At 73.7% G+C, this 15489-nt stretch carries 16 protein-coding genes and 1 tRNA gene; 8 read left to right on the top strand and 9 right to left on the bottom strand.

Translation table 11 applies throughout. The annotated features are described in order from the left end of the window. Positions 1-25 precede the first annotated feature (25 nt). Complete coding sequence (locus GYH36_RS02800) at positions 26-1639, top strand: class I SAM-dependent methyltransferase (RefSeq protein WP_162289042.1); 1614 nt, start codon at positions 26-28, stop codon at positions 1637-1639. 63 nt (positions 1640-1702) lie between these two features. Beyond that, positions 1703-2302, top strand: coding sequence for a hypothetical protein (locus tag GYH36_RS02795; RefSeq protein ID WP_162289041.1), 600 nt, complete (start codon positions 1703-1705; stop codon positions 2300-2302). On the opposite strand, the gene GYH36_RS02790 is transcribed toward GYH36_RS02795, so the two are convergent. Together GYH36_RS02790 and rlmC are read right to left on the bottom strand one after the other, a co-directional pair. Then, entirely contained in the window at positions 2299-2859 is a 561-nt protein-coding gene (locus GYH36_RS02790; protein ID WP_115941916.1) for a pyridoxamine 5'-phosphate oxidase family protein, read from the bottom strand. The two genes, GYH36_RS02795 and GYH36_RS02790, sit on opposite strands and share 4 nt — an antisense overlap. Before the next feature lie 206 nt (positions 2860-3065). Continuing rightward, positions 3066-4190 carry a 23S rRNA (uracil(747)-C(5))-methyltransferase RlmC gene (gene rlmC, locus GYH36_RS02785; RefSeq protein WP_162289040.1) on the bottom strand — a complete coding sequence of 375 codons (1125 nt, stop codon included), beginning with the start codon at positions 4188-4190 and terminating at the stop codon, positions 3066-3068. A gap of 181 nt (positions 4191-4371) precedes the next feature. Between rlmC and GYH36_RS02780 the strand changes: the two genes are divergently transcribed. Continuing rightward, positions 4372-6024 carry a glycoside hydrolase family 64 protein gene (locus tag GYH36_RS02780; protein WP_162289039.1) on the top strand — a complete coding sequence of 551 codons (1653 nt, stop codon included), beginning with the start codon at positions 4372-4374 and terminating at the stop codon, positions 6022-6024. 100 nt (positions 6025-6124) lie between these two features. Here GYH36_RS02780 and GYH36_RS02775 read toward each other — a convergent pair whose 3' ends face one another. Further along, positions 6125-6412: a DUF4287 domain-containing protein gene (locus GYH36_RS02775; RefSeq protein WP_162289038.1), complete on the bottom strand. Its 288-nt coding sequence runs from the start codon at positions 6410-6412 to the stop codon at positions 6125-6127. A 189-nt stretch (positions 6413-6601) separates the two neighbouring features. On the opposite strand from GYH36_RS02775, the gene GYH36_RS02770 reads away from it, so the two are divergent. After that, positions 6602-7063: an ATP-binding protein gene (locus tag GYH36_RS02770; protein WP_162289037.1), complete on the top strand. Its 462-nt coding sequence runs from the start codon at positions 6602-6604 to the stop codon at positions 7061-7063. Positions 7064-7113: 50 nt separating this feature from the next. Here GYH36_RS02770 and GYH36_RS02765 read toward each other — a convergent pair. Then, positions 7114-7186: transfer RNA gene (locus tag GYH36_RS02765), tRNA-Lys, on the bottom strand. Positions 7187-7566: 380 nt separating this feature from the next. On the opposite strand from GYH36_RS02765, the gene GYH36_RS02760 reads away from it, so the two are divergent. After that, positions 7567-7848 (top strand): HesB/IscA family protein, encoded by a 282-nt coding sequence (locus GYH36_RS02760; protein ID WP_024838981.1) that lies wholly within the window; start codon positions 7567-7569, stop codon positions 7846-7848. Positions 7849-8078: 230 nt separating this feature from the next. Then, on the top strand, positions 8079-8867 hold the full coding sequence (locus GYH36_RS02755; RefSeq protein ID WP_115941920.1) for an MHYT domain-containing protein: 789 nt from the start codon (positions 8079-8081) through the stop codon (positions 8865-8867). 57 nt (positions 8868-8924) lie between these two features. Here GYH36_RS02755 and GYH36_RS02750 read toward each other — a convergent pair whose 3' ends face one another. Continuing rightward, entirely contained in the window at positions 8925-9512 is a 588-nt protein-coding gene (locus tag GYH36_RS02750) for a GNAT family N-acetyltransferase (protein ID WP_115941921.1), read from the bottom strand. A 74-nt stretch (positions 9513-9586) separates the two neighbouring features. Beyond that, positions 9587-10360 (bottom strand): M50 family metallopeptidase, encoded by a 774-nt coding sequence (locus GYH36_RS02745; protein ID WP_231492762.1) that lies wholly within the window; start codon positions 10358-10360, stop codon positions 9587-9589. 199 nt (positions 10361-10559) lie between these two features. On the opposite strand from GYH36_RS02745, the gene GYH36_RS02740 reads away from it, so the two are divergent. Both GYH36_RS02740 and msrB read left to right on the top strand, forming a co-directional pair. Beyond that, a complete protein-coding gene (locus GYH36_RS02740) occupies positions 10560-12077 on the top strand; it encodes a DEAD/DEAH box helicase (RefSeq protein WP_162289036.1) in 1518 nt (505 codons plus the stop codon). Between the two features lie 121 nt (positions 12078-12198). After that, positions 12199-12624: a peptide-methionine (R)-S-oxide reductase MsrB gene (gene msrB / locus GYH36_RS02735; RefSeq protein WP_115941923.1), complete on the top strand. Its 426-nt coding sequence runs from the start codon at positions 12199-12201 to the stop codon at positions 12622-12624. On the opposite strand, the gene GYH36_RS19990 is transcribed toward msrB, so the two are convergent. The 3 genes from GYH36_RS19990 to GYH36_RS02720 all read right to left on the bottom strand — a co-directional run bounded on the left by GYH36_RS19990 (position 12596) and on the right by GYH36_RS02720 (position 15454). Next, entirely contained in the window at positions 12596-13024 is a 429-nt protein-coding gene (locus GYH36_RS19990) for a DUF2809 domain-containing protein (RefSeq protein ID WP_162289035.1), read from the bottom strand. The genes msrB and GYH36_RS19990 overlap by 29 nt on opposite strands. A gap of 65 nt (positions 13025-13089) precedes the next feature. Beyond that, the gene (locus tag GYH36_RS02725; protein WP_162289034.1) at positions 13090-13590 is read right to left on the bottom strand and encodes a MarR family winged helix-turn-helix transcriptional regulator; all 501 of its coding nucleotides are present in this window, start codon (positions 13588-13590) and stop codon (positions 13090-13092) included. A 148-nt stretch (positions 13591-13738) separates the two neighbouring features. Then, complete coding sequence (locus GYH36_RS02720; RefSeq protein WP_203231511.1) at positions 13739-15454, bottom strand: MDR family MFS transporter; 1716 nt, start codon at positions 15452-15454, stop codon at positions 13739-13741. Between the last annotated feature and the right edge of the window lie 35 nt (positions 15455-15489).

Genomic DNA, 15489 nt, shown 5'->3' with positions numbered 1-15489 from the left:
CCGTGCGGCAACGCACCGTGTGCGCGTGCCCACCACGCCCGAGCGCCCCGTCCGCCGCATCCTGTTCCCCGGCCGCCACCACGTCGTCACGCGCTACCAGGTGGACTACCTGCGCGCCCTGCGCGCCGGGCTGGTGCGCGACCTGGACGGCCGCCGCGTCCGCTGCGACCCCGGGGTCGAGGTCGTGTGGGTCGTCACGTCCGCGAACCACGCGGGCACGCGCCGCAACCCGCTGCCGGGCCACCGGCGCGAGGCGCTCGTCGAGAACGTGACGACGCGCGAGGGGCTCGCGTCCGTCGTCGTGCCCGTGCCCGACGTCGCGCCCGACGACCGGTTCGCCCAGCTCGTCCTCACGAGCGTCGCGACGGCGACCGGCGTCGCGCCCGACCCGGCCGACACCGTCGTCGCGTGCTCCACGCCGCCGCTCGTCGACGCCTACCGCGCGCTCGGCTACCGCGTCGCGGGCGTCGAGCTCGACGCCGCCGAGCCCGACGGCGAGGCGCCCGCCCGGCCGTGGGACGTCGTCGAGCAGATCGCCGCGGGCGACGAGCGCTGGCGCGACGTCGCGCACCCAGCGGTGGCGGAGTTCTTCGCGCGGTACCGGTTCGTCGAGGACGTGCGGCGCATCTTCGCCGACCCCGTCGTGTCCGGCGACGGCGACCTCACGTCGACGCGCGACTACCGCACGTACGCGGCGGCGTTCGAGGACGCGTCCGCGCGCAAGTGGGCCCAGGTGGCCCCGTACGTGCGGCCTGGCCGGATCGTCGACATCGGGTGCGCGACGGGCGGCCTGCTCGAGCACGTCGCGCGCGAGCCGCGCCTGCACGAGTCCGACCTGTTCGGGGTCGACGTCGCACGCCACCTCGTCGCGGAGGCGGAGCACAAGAAGGCGCAGGGCGTGTTCGCGAACTCGCACGTGTGGTTCGTGCAGGCCAACATCCTCGACCGGTCGGTGATGCCCGACGCGTCGGTCGACACGACCCTGACGATCGCGCTCACGCACGAGGTGTCGTCCTACGGCGACGGCGTGCGCGACGTCGAGACCTTCGCGCGCCGCGTCCACGACCACACGCGGCCCGGCGGGGTGTGGATCAACTCCGACGTGTGCGGACCCGCCGAGCCCGACCGGGACGTCGTGCTCACGCTGCGCACCGACGACGGCGCCCGCGCGGACGGCGACGGCCCGCACGGCGCGCGCACGGACCTCGACGCGCTCGCGCGCGAGGACGTCGCGGCCTGGGTCGGGGCGCTCTCCACGGACGCGCGCCTGGCCCAGTTCGCGCACGACTTCCCGCGCCTGTCCGGAGCGGCGTTCGCGCCCGAGCGACTCGCGGCCGGGTCGTGGCGGCTCACGCTGCGCGAGGCGATGGAGTTCCTCACGCGCAAGGACTACGTGGACAACTGGCTGTCCGAGAACCACGAGCGGTTCTGCGACCTCACCGGCCCGCGCTGGGCCGACCTGCTCACCGCGGCCGGGTTCGCGCTCGAGCCGGGCAGCGGCGCGTGGCGCAACGAGTGGCTCGACGAGCACTCCTTCGCGCCCGTCGCCGCGCTGCACGACGCCGCGACGGGCGAGCCCGTGGACTGGCCGGACACGCACGTGCTCACCGTCGCGCGCCGCCCCGAGCTCGGCGGCTGACCGACCCCGGGGACCCGGCGCGACCGGGTGAGCGCGCGGGGTCGCCGTCGTACGCTCGGAGGCGTGCTCCTCGACGCCCGCACGCTGCGCGGCCTGCAGGACGGGACGGTGACGGTCGCGTTCCGCCGCTGGACGACGCCCCGCGTGCGGGTCGGCACGCGGCAGCGCACCCGGGTCGGCGTGGTCGAGGTGACGTCGGTCGAGCGGGTCGCGACGGGCCCGGACGGCGCGCCCCTGCTGTCCGACGACGACGCGCGGCGCGCGGGCGCGACCTCGCCCACCGCGGTGGTCGCCCGGGGCGCGGCCCGCGAGGGCGACCTCTACCGCGTGGGCATCCGGCTCGCGGGCCCGGACCCGCGCGTCGCGCTGCGCGAGGACGCGGACCTGGACGCGACCGCCGTCGAGCAGATCCGCGCGGCGCTCGCGCGCAAGGACCGCGCGGCCACCGAGCCGTGGACCCGCCAGTACCTGGAGCTGATCGCGGCGCACGAGGGCGTCGTCGCGCGCGAGCTCGCGGCCGGGCTCGGCATGGCGCGCGACGACTTCAAGGTGCGGGTGCGCCGGCTCAAGGAGCTGGGCCTCACCGAGAGCCTCGACGTCGGCTACCGCCTGTCGCCGCGCGGGCGCGCCTACCTCGACGCGACGGCCGACCCGGCGGGCTAGACGTCCGCGCCGATGGCGGGCAGGCCGTCGATGCTCGCGGCGTTGCGCTCGTGCCAGTACGTGTCGAAGTACGCGGGGTCGCGGCGCTCGTGCGCGCGGTCGAGCACGTCGCGGTCCTCGACGAACGCGAGCCGCGGCACCGAGAAGCCGCACGAGTCGGAGACGCGCTCCACGTCCACCACGACGATCCCGCGCTGCCCGATCTCGCGCTCCTTGGCGAACGCCGGGCGCAGCGCGTCGAACTCGGGCGTGCCGACCTCGACGTACCGGCCGCGCCCGTGCAGCCGCACGATGTTCGGCGGCCCGTCGAACGCGCAGAACATGAGGACGACGCGCCCGTTCTCGCGCAGGTGCGCGGCGGTCTCCGCGCCGGACCCCGTGTAGTCGAGGTAGGCGACCGTGCGCGGGTCGAGCACCGCGAACGTCCCCGCCATCCCCTTGGGGGACACGTTGACGTGGCCGTCCGCCGCGAGCGGCGCCGTGCCGACGAAGAACACGGGCTGCGCGAGCACGAACCGCGCGAGCCGCTCGGTGATCTCGGGGTGGACCGTCGCCATGGCGCCAGTCTGGCACCCGCGTCGGCGGGCGGGAGGAGCGTCCGGAGGATGAGCCCGACACCGGCCGACCACGACCTGCGGCGGGCGACGACCGCGGCAACCTGCCCGACCTCGACGACGACGAGTGGGCCGCGTACCGCGCGCAGGTCGAGGGTGCCGCGGTCGAGGCGGCGCGGCGCGCGGGGGAAAGGTCTTGAGCCCGGTCCTCAGACGCGCTCGAGGAGGACCGCGACCTCGTAGTGCGACGTCTGCGGGAACATGTCGAGCACGCGCGCGGCGCGCGGACGCAGCGACGGCATGAGAGCCAGGTCGCGCGCGAGCGACGTCGCGTTGCAGCTCGAGTAGACGACGTGCCGGACGCCCGAGTCCTCGAGCCACGTGCTGAGGGTCTCGCCGATGCCGCGGCGCGGCGGGTTCACGACGACGAGGTGGGGCGCCGTCCGCTGCGCGAGCGCGAACGCCGTCGCGTCCTGCGCGAGGAACGTCGTGCGGTCCAGCCCGGCGTCGCGCGCGGTGAGCCGCGCGCTCGCGACGGCCTCCGCGCTCGTCTCGACGCCCACGACGTCCCGGTCCGGCCCCGCGACGTGCAGCGCGAACCCGCCCACGCCGCAGTAGAGGTCCCAGACCGTGGCGGGCGCGGCGTCGTCCACCCACTCCCGGCCCTGGCGGTACAGGGCGGCGGCGACGTCGGTGTTCGTCTGGAAGAAGCTCTGCGGGCGCAGGTGCAGGTCGATCCCGTTGACGCGCATGCGCAGCGTCTCGGCCGCGGTGAGCAGGACCTCCGTGTCGCCCTCGACCACGGCCTTGTGCTCGGGGTGGAGGTTGACGGAGACGACGCGCAGCGACGGCAGGGCGTCGAGCAGCGTCGGGAGGTGCTTGCGGATCCGCGGCAGGCTCTCCGTCGAGCGGAGCACGAACCGGGCCATGAGGTCGCCGTCGGGGGAGAGCGTCACGAGGACGTACTTGAGCTCGCCGCGGCGGGCGCGCACGTCGTAGGGGACGAGGCGGGCCCGCGTGACGAAGTCCGCGAACGCGCCGAACGACGCCTGGAGCGCGGGCGGGTAGAGCGGGCAGTCCGTGAGGTCGACGCCGCCGCCCTCGGCCAGGATGCCGAGCACCGGGGCGTCGGTCGTGCCCGTGACGACCATCTTCGCCTTGTTGCGGAAGCCGGACTCGGCGGACTCGACCGTGGGCAGCCAGGTCAGGTCCGGGGCGAGCGGGCCGAGGAGCGCGGCGCAGTGCTCCTGCTTGCCCGCGACCTGCGCGGGGTACGCCAGGTCGAGGAGGGTGCACGACCGGCACCGGCCGGCGTCGTAGTGGTGGCACTGCACTCGTTCGAGTCTACGGGCGCCCGGGAGCCGCACGATCACGTCGTGGGAGCGCTCCCTGGCGTGGCGCGGCATCCTCCGCTACGGTCGTGGCAGCGCTCCCACACCTCCTGTGGCAGCGGTGTCGCCGGCCGAGCCGGCGACTGCGGTTCCGACGAAGCAACCGAACAGGAGCAGATCCGGCATGACTCACGACAGGCGGAGAAGAAGCAGGCGAGCGTGGGCCGCGGTGGTCGCCGCGGTCCTCGCGGTGACCGGGGCGGTCGTCGGCGCGGCCCCGGCGAGCGCGGTCCCGGAGACCATCCCGCTCACGATCACCAACGACTCGGGCAGGGGACCGATCTACCTGTACGTGCTCGGCGAGCGCGACGGCGTCGCGGGCTGGGCCGACGCGGGCGGCACGTTCAACCCCTGGCCCGGCGGGGTCGGGCCCGTGCCCGTCCCCGCGCCGGACGCGTCGATCGCAGGCCCCGGGCCGGGCCAGTCGGTGACGATCCGGCTTCCGAAGCTCTCGGGCCGCGTCTACTACTCGTACGGCCAGAAGATGTCGTTCCAGATCGTGCTCGACGGGAAGCTCGTCCAGCCCGCGGTGCAGAACGACTCCGACCCGAACCGCGACATCCTCTTCAACTGGACCGAGTACACGCTCAACGACGACGGGCTGTGGATCAACAGCACGCAGGTCGACCACTGGTCGGCGCCGTACCAGGTGGGCGTCCAGCGCGCGGACGGGCACGTCCTGTCCACGGGCATGCTCAAGCCGGACGGGTACCAGGCGTTCTACACCGCACTGGAGTCCGCGGGGTGGGGCGGGCTGATCCAGCGCGCACCCGACGGCAGCGTGCTGCGCGCGCTCAACCCGTCCCACGGCATCGACGTCGGCCGGATCTCCTCGGCCGCGATCGACTCGTACGTCACCGACGTGTGGAACTCCTACCGCACGCGCGACATGGTCATCACGCCGTTCTCCCACGAGCCCGGCACGCAGTTCCGCGGGCGGGTCGACGGCGACTGGTTCCGTTTCAGGAACGGGTCCGGGCAGGAGGTCGCGGCCTTCACGAAGCCCGACGCGTCGAGCGTGTACGGGTGCCACCAGGACCTCCAGGCGCCGAACGACCACGTCGTCGGACCCATCGCGCGCACGCTGTGCGCGGCGCTCATCCGCACCACCGCGCTGACCAACCCGAACCAGCCCGACGCGAGCAGCGCCGGCTTCTACCAGGACCCGCGCACCGACGTGTACGCGAAGCTCGCGCACCAGCAGATGGCGAACGGGCGGGCGTACGCGTTCGCGTTCGACGACGTCGGCGCGCACGAGTCGCTCGTGCACGACGGCGACCCGCAGGCGGCGTTCATCCGGCTCGACCCGTTCACGGGGACCGCCACGCCCATCGGCGACGGCGGGACCACCCAGGAGCCGAACGAGCCCGACCCCGGCACCGGCCTGCCCACCGGCACCGGAACGATCCGCGTCGACGGCACGCTGTGCCTCGACGTGCCGTGGGCGGACCCGCGCGACGGGAACCAGGTGCAGCTCGCCACGTGCAGCGGCAACGCCGCGCAGCAGTGGACCCGCGGCTCCGACGGGACGGTCCGCGCGCTCGGCAAGTGCCTCGACGTCGCGGGCAGCGGCACGGCCGACGGCACCGTCGTGTGGATCTACACGTGCAACGGGACGGGCGCCCAGCAGTGGGTCTACGACGCCGGGACGAAGGCGCTGCGCAACCCGCAGTCCGGCAAGTGCCTCGACGCCCAGGGCGGCGCGCCGCTGCACGACGGCCAGAAGGTGCAGCTGTGGACGTGCAACCAGACCGCCGCCCAGCGCTGGACGCTCTGACGTCGCGCTGAGCCCGGTGCCCGACGACGTCCCGTGAGCGGGCGTCGTCGGGCACCGGCGTGCGGGGGAGGCGAGGGGCCCGCCGCGTGGTGCTGCGCGGTCAGGCCGGCTTCGTCACCTTGCCGTCGAGCCACAACGTGTCCGACTCGTCGCGGTGCGTGCCCGACGAGCCCACGTGCTTCGACGGGATCTGCGGGCCCTTGGTGATGACGTGCACCATCGCCATGCCGTGACCGCGGCCCAGGCCGTACTCGTCCTTGAGCCACTCGAGGATGGGCCCCGCCTTCGTCGTCTCGTCGAACCCGCGCTCGTGCGCGAGGTCGACGATCTGGCGCGGGGTCAGTCCGGTCTTGTCCTCGACCGCGTCGAGATAGGCCTGGAAGGACATGCGAGCTCCTCGTCGTCGGGGGCGGTCGGTCGACCTGCCGTCGAACCTATCGACGGCCGCCCACACCCGGACTCATCGCTCGCCCGCGCCCCGCACCGGGGGTCGTCGCTCCCCCCCCCGCGACCGGGTGCGGGGTGCGGGCCCTCGTGGCACTGTGGCGGCTCGCCCCGAGTCGCAGGAGGTCCGTGCGTGGACGAACACCCGTCGATCGACGTCCCCGGTGACGACGCCGACCTCGTCACGTCGATGCCGCCGTCGGAGTACGAGCCCGTGGAGGAGTGGGTCCTGTCCTCCACCGAGGACCTGTCCGCGCTGCGCGCAGGTCTCATGGGCACGCTCGAGCGCCACGGCGCCAAGTCGACCGGCCGGTTGTCGTCCACCCCGGACAAGCTCGTGCTCATCGCGTCCGAGCTCGCGACCAACGCCCTGCGCCACGGTCTGCCCCCGACGATCGTGCGCCTCGCGCGCCACCACGAGCGGTTCCTCCTCGAGGTCGCCGACCACGACACCTCGACCGAGCCCGTCTACGCCGGCCGCCGCATCCCCGGCGCCGGCGGCGTGGGCCTGCACATGGCGCGTCAGCTCTCGCTCGACGTCGGTTGGTACCGCACCGACGACGTCAAGACCGTCTGGGCGACGTTCACCGCCTGAGGCCGGGCGGACCCCGGCTCCGGATCGCCTGCACGGCCTCGGCACGACGGTGGGCCCCGTGGGGTTCGAACCCACAACCTACGGATTAAAAGTCCGCAGCTCTGCCAGTTGAGCTAGAGGCCCCGGACGCCGCTCGACGTCCCCGCACAGGCTACCCGCGTGCCGAGTTCGGCAGCTCGCGCCGAGATCGGCAGTCCCGTCCGGGATCGGCAGTCCGGACTGCCGATCTGAGCCGCGGATGCCGATCTCGACGACGTCTGCCGAAGTGGGAGTCGCGCGGGCGCGGACCCTACGCGGGTCGCGGAACGGTGTCACGCCGGGTCTTGATCCGTGAGAAATTCGGTGAGAAACGGGCGATTCGCTTGCGAGCGGGACGCGTTCTTGTTTCGGTGGAGAAGACCGAGGAGCCCGCGGGAGGGTGCACCGACGGCAGGTCACGCTCTCCAGGCGTGAGCCGCACGGACGTGTCCCGCAGGCTCCGCCCGGCGACGAGAGGAGCTCTCGTGCTCACCCTGACCGACAACGCACGTACCGCTGTCCACGACCTGCAGACCCAGGCCGGTGTCCCCGAGGGAGGCGGTCTGCGGATCGCCGAGTCCGCGGACCAGGCGGGCAGCTTCGAGCTCGCGCTCGTGCCCGCCCCGCAGCCTGACGACACGGTCGTCGAGGACGGTGAGGCGAAGGTGTTCGTGGAGTCCTCCACGGCGCCGACCCTCGCGAACCTCACGCTCGACACGGACCCGAACGCGCAGGGACCGGCGTTCGTCCTGACGCCTCAGGGCTGATTCGTTCTTCCGGCGCCCGCGCCGGCTGATCTCGGCGACGCGTCCACCTCCTCCGGACGTCGTCCTCGATCGCACGACGGGCCGTCCGCCTCGGCGGGCGGCCCGTCGTCGTGCGGCGGCACGGCCACGCCCCCGCACCTCGGGCGCCGCGTCGTGAGCGCGTTCGACGCGCCGCGCGGACGTGTGCTTATGATGCGTATCCCTTTCTCCCCTTTTAGGTGGTATGCGTCATGCACGAGGTACATCACTTCTCGTACGGGGCAGTGACGCCCCTCATCGCCTACCTGGCCGCCGTCGTCGGGTCGGCGTGCGGCCTCTCGGCGGTCTCCCGTTCCCGCGTGGACGCGTCGTGGAAGGTGCGCTCCGCGTGGCTGTGGCTCGGCGCGACGGCCATCGGCGGCACCGGCATCTGGGTCATGCACTTCGTCGCGATGCTCGGGTTCACGGTCGACGGCATGCCGATCTACTACGACGTGCCGCTCACGGTCGCGTCCGCGGCGGTCGCCGTCGTGGTCGTCTCGATCGGCCTGCACCTGGTGATGATGGCCAGGTACCAGCTCGGCCGGCTCGTCGCAGGCGGCGTCATCGCGGGGCTGGGTGTCGCGGGGATGCACTACATGGGCATGGCCGCGATGCGCATGAACGGCGAGATGCACTACAGCCCCGTGTCGGTCGTGCTCGCGGTGACCATCGCGGTCGTCGCGGCGACGGTGGCGCTGTGGCTGTGCGTCCACGCGCGCGGCGGGACGATGCTCACCGTGTCGGCCCTCGTCATGGGCGTCGCGGTCGCGGGCATGCACTACACGGGCATGTGGGGCATCTCGGTGACGGGCCAGACGGGGGCGCCGGAGGCGGGCGTCCCGATGATCGACCTGCTCGGCGCGCTCCTCCTGGGCGCGGGCGGCACGGTCCTGCTCCTCGTCTTCATCGTGGTCGGCTCGCGCACCGAGAGCGAGCGACGCCGCTACGAGTCGTTCCGGGAGCGGGTCGCCGACGAGCGCGTCGCCGACGCCTCGTAGCCCGGGCCCTGCGCGCGAGCGGCGCGCCCGGGCGGCGACGAGGCCGACCCGGGCGCGTCAGGGTCGCAGGCCCACGCAGTCGAGCGCCCAGAACGCGTCCGCGTACACGAGCCGTCCGCGCATCCAGGGCACGTGGCCCGAGAGGGGCACGACCTGGAAGGCGTGCGCCGGGATCCGGTCCGACGGCGCGACGAACCCGAGCCCGCCCCCGGCCACGAAGCCGTGCCGGGGGTAGTAGCCGGGGTCTCCCTCGAGGAAGACGAGCGGCCACCCCGCGGCGTCCGCCGCGTCCAGCGCGTGCCGCACGAGCGCACCACCGACCCCCGTGCGCTGCCGCTCGGGGACGACGCCGAGCGGCGAGAGCACGAGCACCTCGACGAGGCGATCGGGCGCGTCGAGCCACGAGCGCGTGAGCATGACGTGCCCGACGACCTCCTCCGTGCCGTCCGCGCGCTCGGCGGTCGCGACGAACGACAGACCGGGGACGTACGCGCTCGAGGCGCGCAGCGCGTCCACGAGGTCGGCGACGACCTCCTCGCCGGGCCCGAACGCCCGCAGCACGACGTCGCGGACGGTCGCGGCGTCGTCGGGCACCTCGGGGCGGACGACGACGGACGGCGACGGCGGCGGCGTGACGGACCCCATGCCGCGAGGTTAGGGCGCCGCGGTACCCGAGGGCCCCTGAATTTCCTGCGACAACCGCTGGGCGGACCGGCCCGTCAGGCCGCGGGGCCGACGATCCAGGAGCCGCCCACCACGGCGGCGCCGAGCGTCACGACGAGGAACACGCCCACCCAGACCAGGCCGGGCACGTGGGTGAGGCGGGCGAGGATGTCCGCGTCCGACGTCGCGGCCCGCCCGCGCGAGCGCTCGCCCTGCAGCTCGAGCACGGGACGGACCGCGCCGAGCAGGAGGAACCACGTGACGGCGTAGGCGACGGCGCTCTGCACGTCCGGCGTCGCCCACCACGACACGCCGACGAGCGCGGCGCCCGTGACGAGGACCGACCACAGCCCGAACCAGTTGCGGATCTGCAGGAGCATGAGGGCGAGCAGCACCACGAGGAGCCACAGGAGCCCCACGGCGTAGCCCTGGCGCAGCAGCGCCGCCGCACCGAGCCCGATGAGCCCCGGGCCCACGTAGCCCATGAACGCCGTGAGGATCATGCCGAACCCGCGCGGCCTCCCGGACGACACGGTGAGCCCCGAGGTGTCGGAGTGGAGCCGGATGCCGGACAGGCGCCGGCCCGTGAGCAGGGCGGCGAGCGCGTGCGACGCCTCGTGCGCGATCGTCACGACGTGGCGCGCGACGCGCCACACGGGCGTCACGAGCACGACGGCGAGCGCGAGCACGCCCATGACGAGGACCACGGCCGGGTCCGGGGGAGCGACGGGCGTCGTCGCGGCCTGCCAGACCTGCCCGACGACGTCCCCGAGCGAGGACGCCGTGTCGCCCGCGGTCGCGGCGAGGGTGGGCGAGAGGAGCGCGTGCACGCGCGCCATTCCACCACAGCGGCCGCGCTGCGGGGCGTGCCCGGCCGGTGCGAGACGCACCTCACCCGGCCCCTCGGCGTCGGGCATGAGACACTGGAGGCTCGAGGGCAGCGCGATCCCGCGCGCCCCGCGTCGTGGAGATCCCCCCGGATTGCGTGCGGCGGACCCCGATCCTTGAGCCCCGAGAGGCCCATCACCTGTGACTTCCTTTGCCGATTTCGGCCTGCCCACCCCCGTCGTGCGCGAGCTCTCGCGCCAGGGGATCGACTCACCCTTCCCCATCCAGACCGCCACGCTGCCCGACTCGCTCAAGGGCCGCGACGTCCTGGGCCGCGGCCGCACCGGCTCCGGCAAGACCCTCGCGTTCTCGCTGCCGACCGTCTCGCGCCTGTCGTGGGCCAAGACGTCGCGCCACCCGCGCCGGCCGCGTGCCCTCGTGCTGTGCCCGACGCGCGAGCTCGCCAACCAGATCAACGCCACCATGGAGCCGGTCGCGAAGGCCCTCGGCCTCGTGACGACGACGATCTTCGGCGGCGTCGCGCAGTCGCGCCAGGTCGCCGCGCTCGACAAGGGCGTGGACATCGTCATCGCGTGCCCCGGCCGCCTCGAGGACCTCCTCAACCAGCGCCTGCTCACGCTCGACGGCATCGAGATCACCGTGCTCGACGAGGCGGACCACATGGCCGACCTCGGGTTCCTGCCCGGCGTGAAGCGCATCATGGACAAGACCCCGAAGCACGGGCAGCGCATGCTGTTCTCCGCGACGCTCGACAACGGCGTGGACCAGCTCGTCAAGCGCTACCTCAGCAACCCGGTGCGCCACTCGGTGGACGACGCCGCGGCCGCGCCCCCGCAGATGACGCACCACATCCTCGCGGTGCGCGACGCGGACGCGAAGAAGCAGATCGTGCACGAGCTCGCCTCGGGCACCGGCCGCCGCGTGCTGTTCATGCGCACCAAGCACCAGGCGAAGAAGCTCGCCAAGCAGCTCACCGCCGCGGGCGTGCCCGCCGTCGACCTGCACGGCAACCTCGGCCAGGGCGCTCGCGAGCGCAACCTCGAGGCGTTCTCCTCGGGCGCCGTCAAGGTGCTCGTCGCGACGGACATCGCCGCACGCGGCATCCACGTCGACGACGTCGAGCTGGTCGTGCACGTGGACCCGCCGGCCGAGCACAAGGCGTACCTGCACCGCTCGGGCCGCACGGCGCGCGCGGGCTCGGAGGGCGTCGTCGTCACCGTCATGCTCCCGGAGCAGCGCGGCGACGTGCGCGACCTCACGCGCAAGGCGAAGATCACGGCCCAGCCGAAGCCCGTGGCGCCCGGCGACGCGACGATCAAGGGCCTCGTCGGCGAGGTCGCGCAGTACGTGCGCCCGGCGGACATCACGCCGCCGCAGACGCAGGCGAAGCGCGGCACCGCCTCGTCCAACGGCGGGTCGCGCGCGTCGCGCCGCGGCCGCGGCCAGGGTGGCCAGGGCGGCGGTCGTCCGGCGGCGCAGGGCGGTCGTCCGGACGCGCAGGGCACGGGCACGACGGCGCAGCGCGGCCAGGGCGGTCAGCGTGCGTCGGGTGCGGGGCAGGGCGGCGGCCGCGCCGCGGCCGGAGCCGGGAACGGCACGAGCGGCCAGCCCGCGGGCCGTCGCCGGGGCGGCCGCGGCCGCGCGCAGCGCCCGGCAGGCGGGTCGAGCGCCGTCTACTCGACCTCCAGCCCGCGCTGACGCCGCCTCAGCAGGGCACGACGACGCCGCGGCCGCCACGCTCGGCCGCGGCGTCGTCGTTCCCCGGGCCGGCCGGGAACACGGGCGCGGTACGCGCGGTTGGGACCGTCGGAGGTGGACCATGACCAACCCGATCCACGAGAACCAGCGCTACGACGTCGTCAAGACCGACGAGGAGTGGCGCGCCGAGCTGTCCCCCCAGGAGTACGCCGTCCTGCGGCAGGCAGGCACCGAGCGCGCCTGGACGGGCGAGCTGCTCGACGAGAAGCGCGTCGGCGTCTACGCGTGTCGCGCGTGCGGCAACGAGCTGTTCCGCTCCGACGCGAAGTTCGACTCGCACTGCGGGTGGCCGAGCTTCTTCAGCCCGCTCGCGGGCGACCGGGTCGAGCTCCTCACCGACCGCAGCCACGGGATGATCCGCACCGAGGTGCGCTGCGCGCGCTGCGGGTCGCACCTGGGCCACGTGTTCGACGACGCGCCCCAGACCCCGACGGGCGACCGGTACTGCATGAACTCGGTCAGCCTGACGTTCGTCTCCGGCGAGTAGCCGCCCACGCGTCGGCCGCGCACGCCGCGGCGACGCCCCCGAGATAGCAGACCAGGTCCCGCACCGCGAACGTGCTGCCCAGCAGCCACGCCGCGGGCGGGACCGCGTCGTTCACGGCCGTCGCGAGACCGGCCGCCTGGGCCGCCTCGACGGCCCAGCACCACCCGAGCGCGACGGCGCCCGCGACGACGGGGCGGACGCGCGCGAGCACGAGGACCACGAGGACGTAGGTCGCGACCGCGTACAGGACGTCACCACCGACGTCGCCCCACGGGTCGGGCACCTGCGTCGCGACGAGGAGCCCCGCGAGGACGGTCGCGGCGAGCACGAGCGCGACGGTGCGGCGGCTCCGGGGCCGGCCCCGCGTCCCGTCGGACGCGGACCGGGACCGCTGCGTCACGGCGGAAGCGGACCGGGACGCCGCGGCGTCGTCGGGGGCGGTCGCGCGCGGCCGCCCCGGTGAGGTCACCGGTTGGCGTTCCAGCGCACGACGTCCTCGGAGTAGCGGTGCAGGAGCGTGGCGAGCGTCGCGACGTCGGACCGGTCCCAGCCCTCGAGCGCCTCGGTGATGGACGTGATGCGGCCGGTGTGGGCCGCGTGGAGGCGGGCCTCGCCGTCGGGGGTGAGCGTGATGAGCTGGCCGCGCGAGTCGTCCGGGTCGACCTCGCGCGCGACGAGACCCAGGGCGTGGAGCCGGCTCAGCTGGCGGGAGATGGTCGCGCGCCCGACGCCGAAGTGCGCCGCGAGCTCCGACCCGCGGACGCCCGGGTGGTCCGCGATGTGCGCGAGCAGCGGGTACGCGCTCGCCTCGAGGCCGGGGTGGATGCGGCGCGCCATCGCCGTCGCCACCGCTCCCGCGCGGCGCAGCAGGATCCGCAGCTCGCGCTCGAGGTCGACGTACGCGGGGTCCGGCTCGGCGGTCGCGACGTCGGGAGCGGGCTGGGCGGGGGCAGTCTGGGCGGACACACGCCCATCATGACGCCCCGGGCGGCGTGCGGTCACGCGCGTGTGGAAAACTCACCCGCTGGACGCTCGACCAACACGTTGGCGACACGAAGAATGCGGTCTCGAAGCGTTTCGAGACCGCATTCTCCGTGAACACCCGCCGCCCGGGTCAGCGCGCGGGACGCGCTGTCGGGTCGTCGACGACGCCCGCGGGCTCGAACGCCTCCAGGAGCGTGGACTCCGTCTCCTCGGCGAGCGACACGCGACCGGGCGTCTCGTCGGCCGGGGCCTCGTCCGCCTCGCCGGCGAGCGCGGCCTCCTGCTCGAGCCGCTGCTGCAGCCCCGTCTTGGTGCCGAGCGGCACCTCCTTGAGGAACAGGACCGCGATCAGGGCGACGAGCGCGAGCGGGACGGCGACGAGGAAGATCTCCGCGATGCCGTCGCCGTAGGACTTCTCCACGAGGTCCCGGATCGGCGCGGGCAGCGTCGACACCTCCGGCACCGCGTTGCTGCCGCCCAGGGAGTCGGCCGGGATGCCGAGCTTCACGAGCCCGTCGCTGATCGACGACGTGACCGTGGACGCGAGCACCGCGCCGAGCACGGACACGCCGATCGCGCCGCCGAGGCTGCGGAAGAACGCGACGGTGGAGGTCCCGGCGCCCATCTCCTCCACGGCGAGCGTGTTCTGCACGGCGAGCACGAGGTTCTGCATGAGCATGCCCATGCTGGAGCCGAGGAGGAACAGGTAGACGCTGATGAGCACGAAGCTCGTGTGGTAGTCGATCGTCGAGAGCGCGAACAGCGACCCGACGAGGACCACGCCGCCGGCGACCATGATGTTCTTGTAGCGGCCGAAGCGCGTGATGAGCTGGCCGAACAGGGTCGACGCGACGAACGTGCCGATGATCATGGGGATCGTCAGCAGGCCCGACTCCGTCGGCGTCTTGCCGCGCGCGACCTGCATGTACTGGCTGAGGAAGACCGCGGTGCCGAACATCGCGACGCCGACCGCGACCGACGCGACGACCGCGAGGACGAACGTGCGGTTCGTGAAGAGGCGCAGCGGGATCAGCGGCTCGGGGGTCACGCGCTCGACCAGCACGGCGGCCACGAGCGCGACGACCGCGCCGCCCACCATGAGGAAGGTCTGCCACGAGAGCCACGCGAAGTTCTGCCCGGCGAAGGTCACCCAGAGCAGCAGCGTGGACACGCCGACGCTGATGAGCACGGCGCCCCAGTAGTCGATCCGCACGACGCGCCGCGCGGCCTTCGGCAGGTGCAGCGTGCGCTGGAGCACGACGATCGCGGCGATCGCGAACGGCAGCCCGACGAAGAAGTTCAGGCGCCAGCTCGCGGCGTCGGTGAGGAAGCCGCCGAGGAGCGGTCCGCCGATCTGGCTCACGGCCATGATCCCGCCCATGAGGCCCATGAACTTCCCGCGCTCGCGCGGGGAGATGATGTCGGTCATCAGGACGGTCGCGAGCGCCGTCAGACCGCCGGCCCCGATGCCCTGGAACGCGCGGAACGTGATGAGCGTCCCGACGTTCTGCGAGAGCCCCGCGAGCGCGGACGACACGACCGCGACGACGAGCGCGATCTGGATGAGGACCTTGCGGTTGGTGAGGTCGGCGAGCTTGCCCCAGATCGGGGTCGAGATCGTCATGGCGAGGAGCGTCGACGTGACGACCCACGTGTAGGACGACTGCGAGCCGTCGAGGTCGCTGACGATCTTCGGCAGGGAGCTCGACACGATCGAGCTCGCGAGGATCGCGACGAACATGCCGAGGAGGATCCCGGAGAGGGCCTCCATGACCTCGCGCCGGGTCATGGCGACCGAGGTGGGCGTGCCGCCGGGCGGTGCGGTGCGTGCGGGGGTGCTGGTCATAGGGCGCTGGCGTTCCTTGCTCGAGCGGGCCCACG

Origin of the sequence: Cellulosimicrobium composti (assembly GCF_010287905.1) — a bacterium.
GTDB classification, from domain to species: domain Bacteria; phylum Actinomycetota; class Actinomycetes; order Actinomycetales; family Cellulomonadaceae; genus Cellulosimicrobium; species Cellulosimicrobium composti.
The sequence above is the reverse complement of the archived record's forward strand: the minus strand, read 5'-3'. Positions and strand labels throughout refer to the sequence as shown.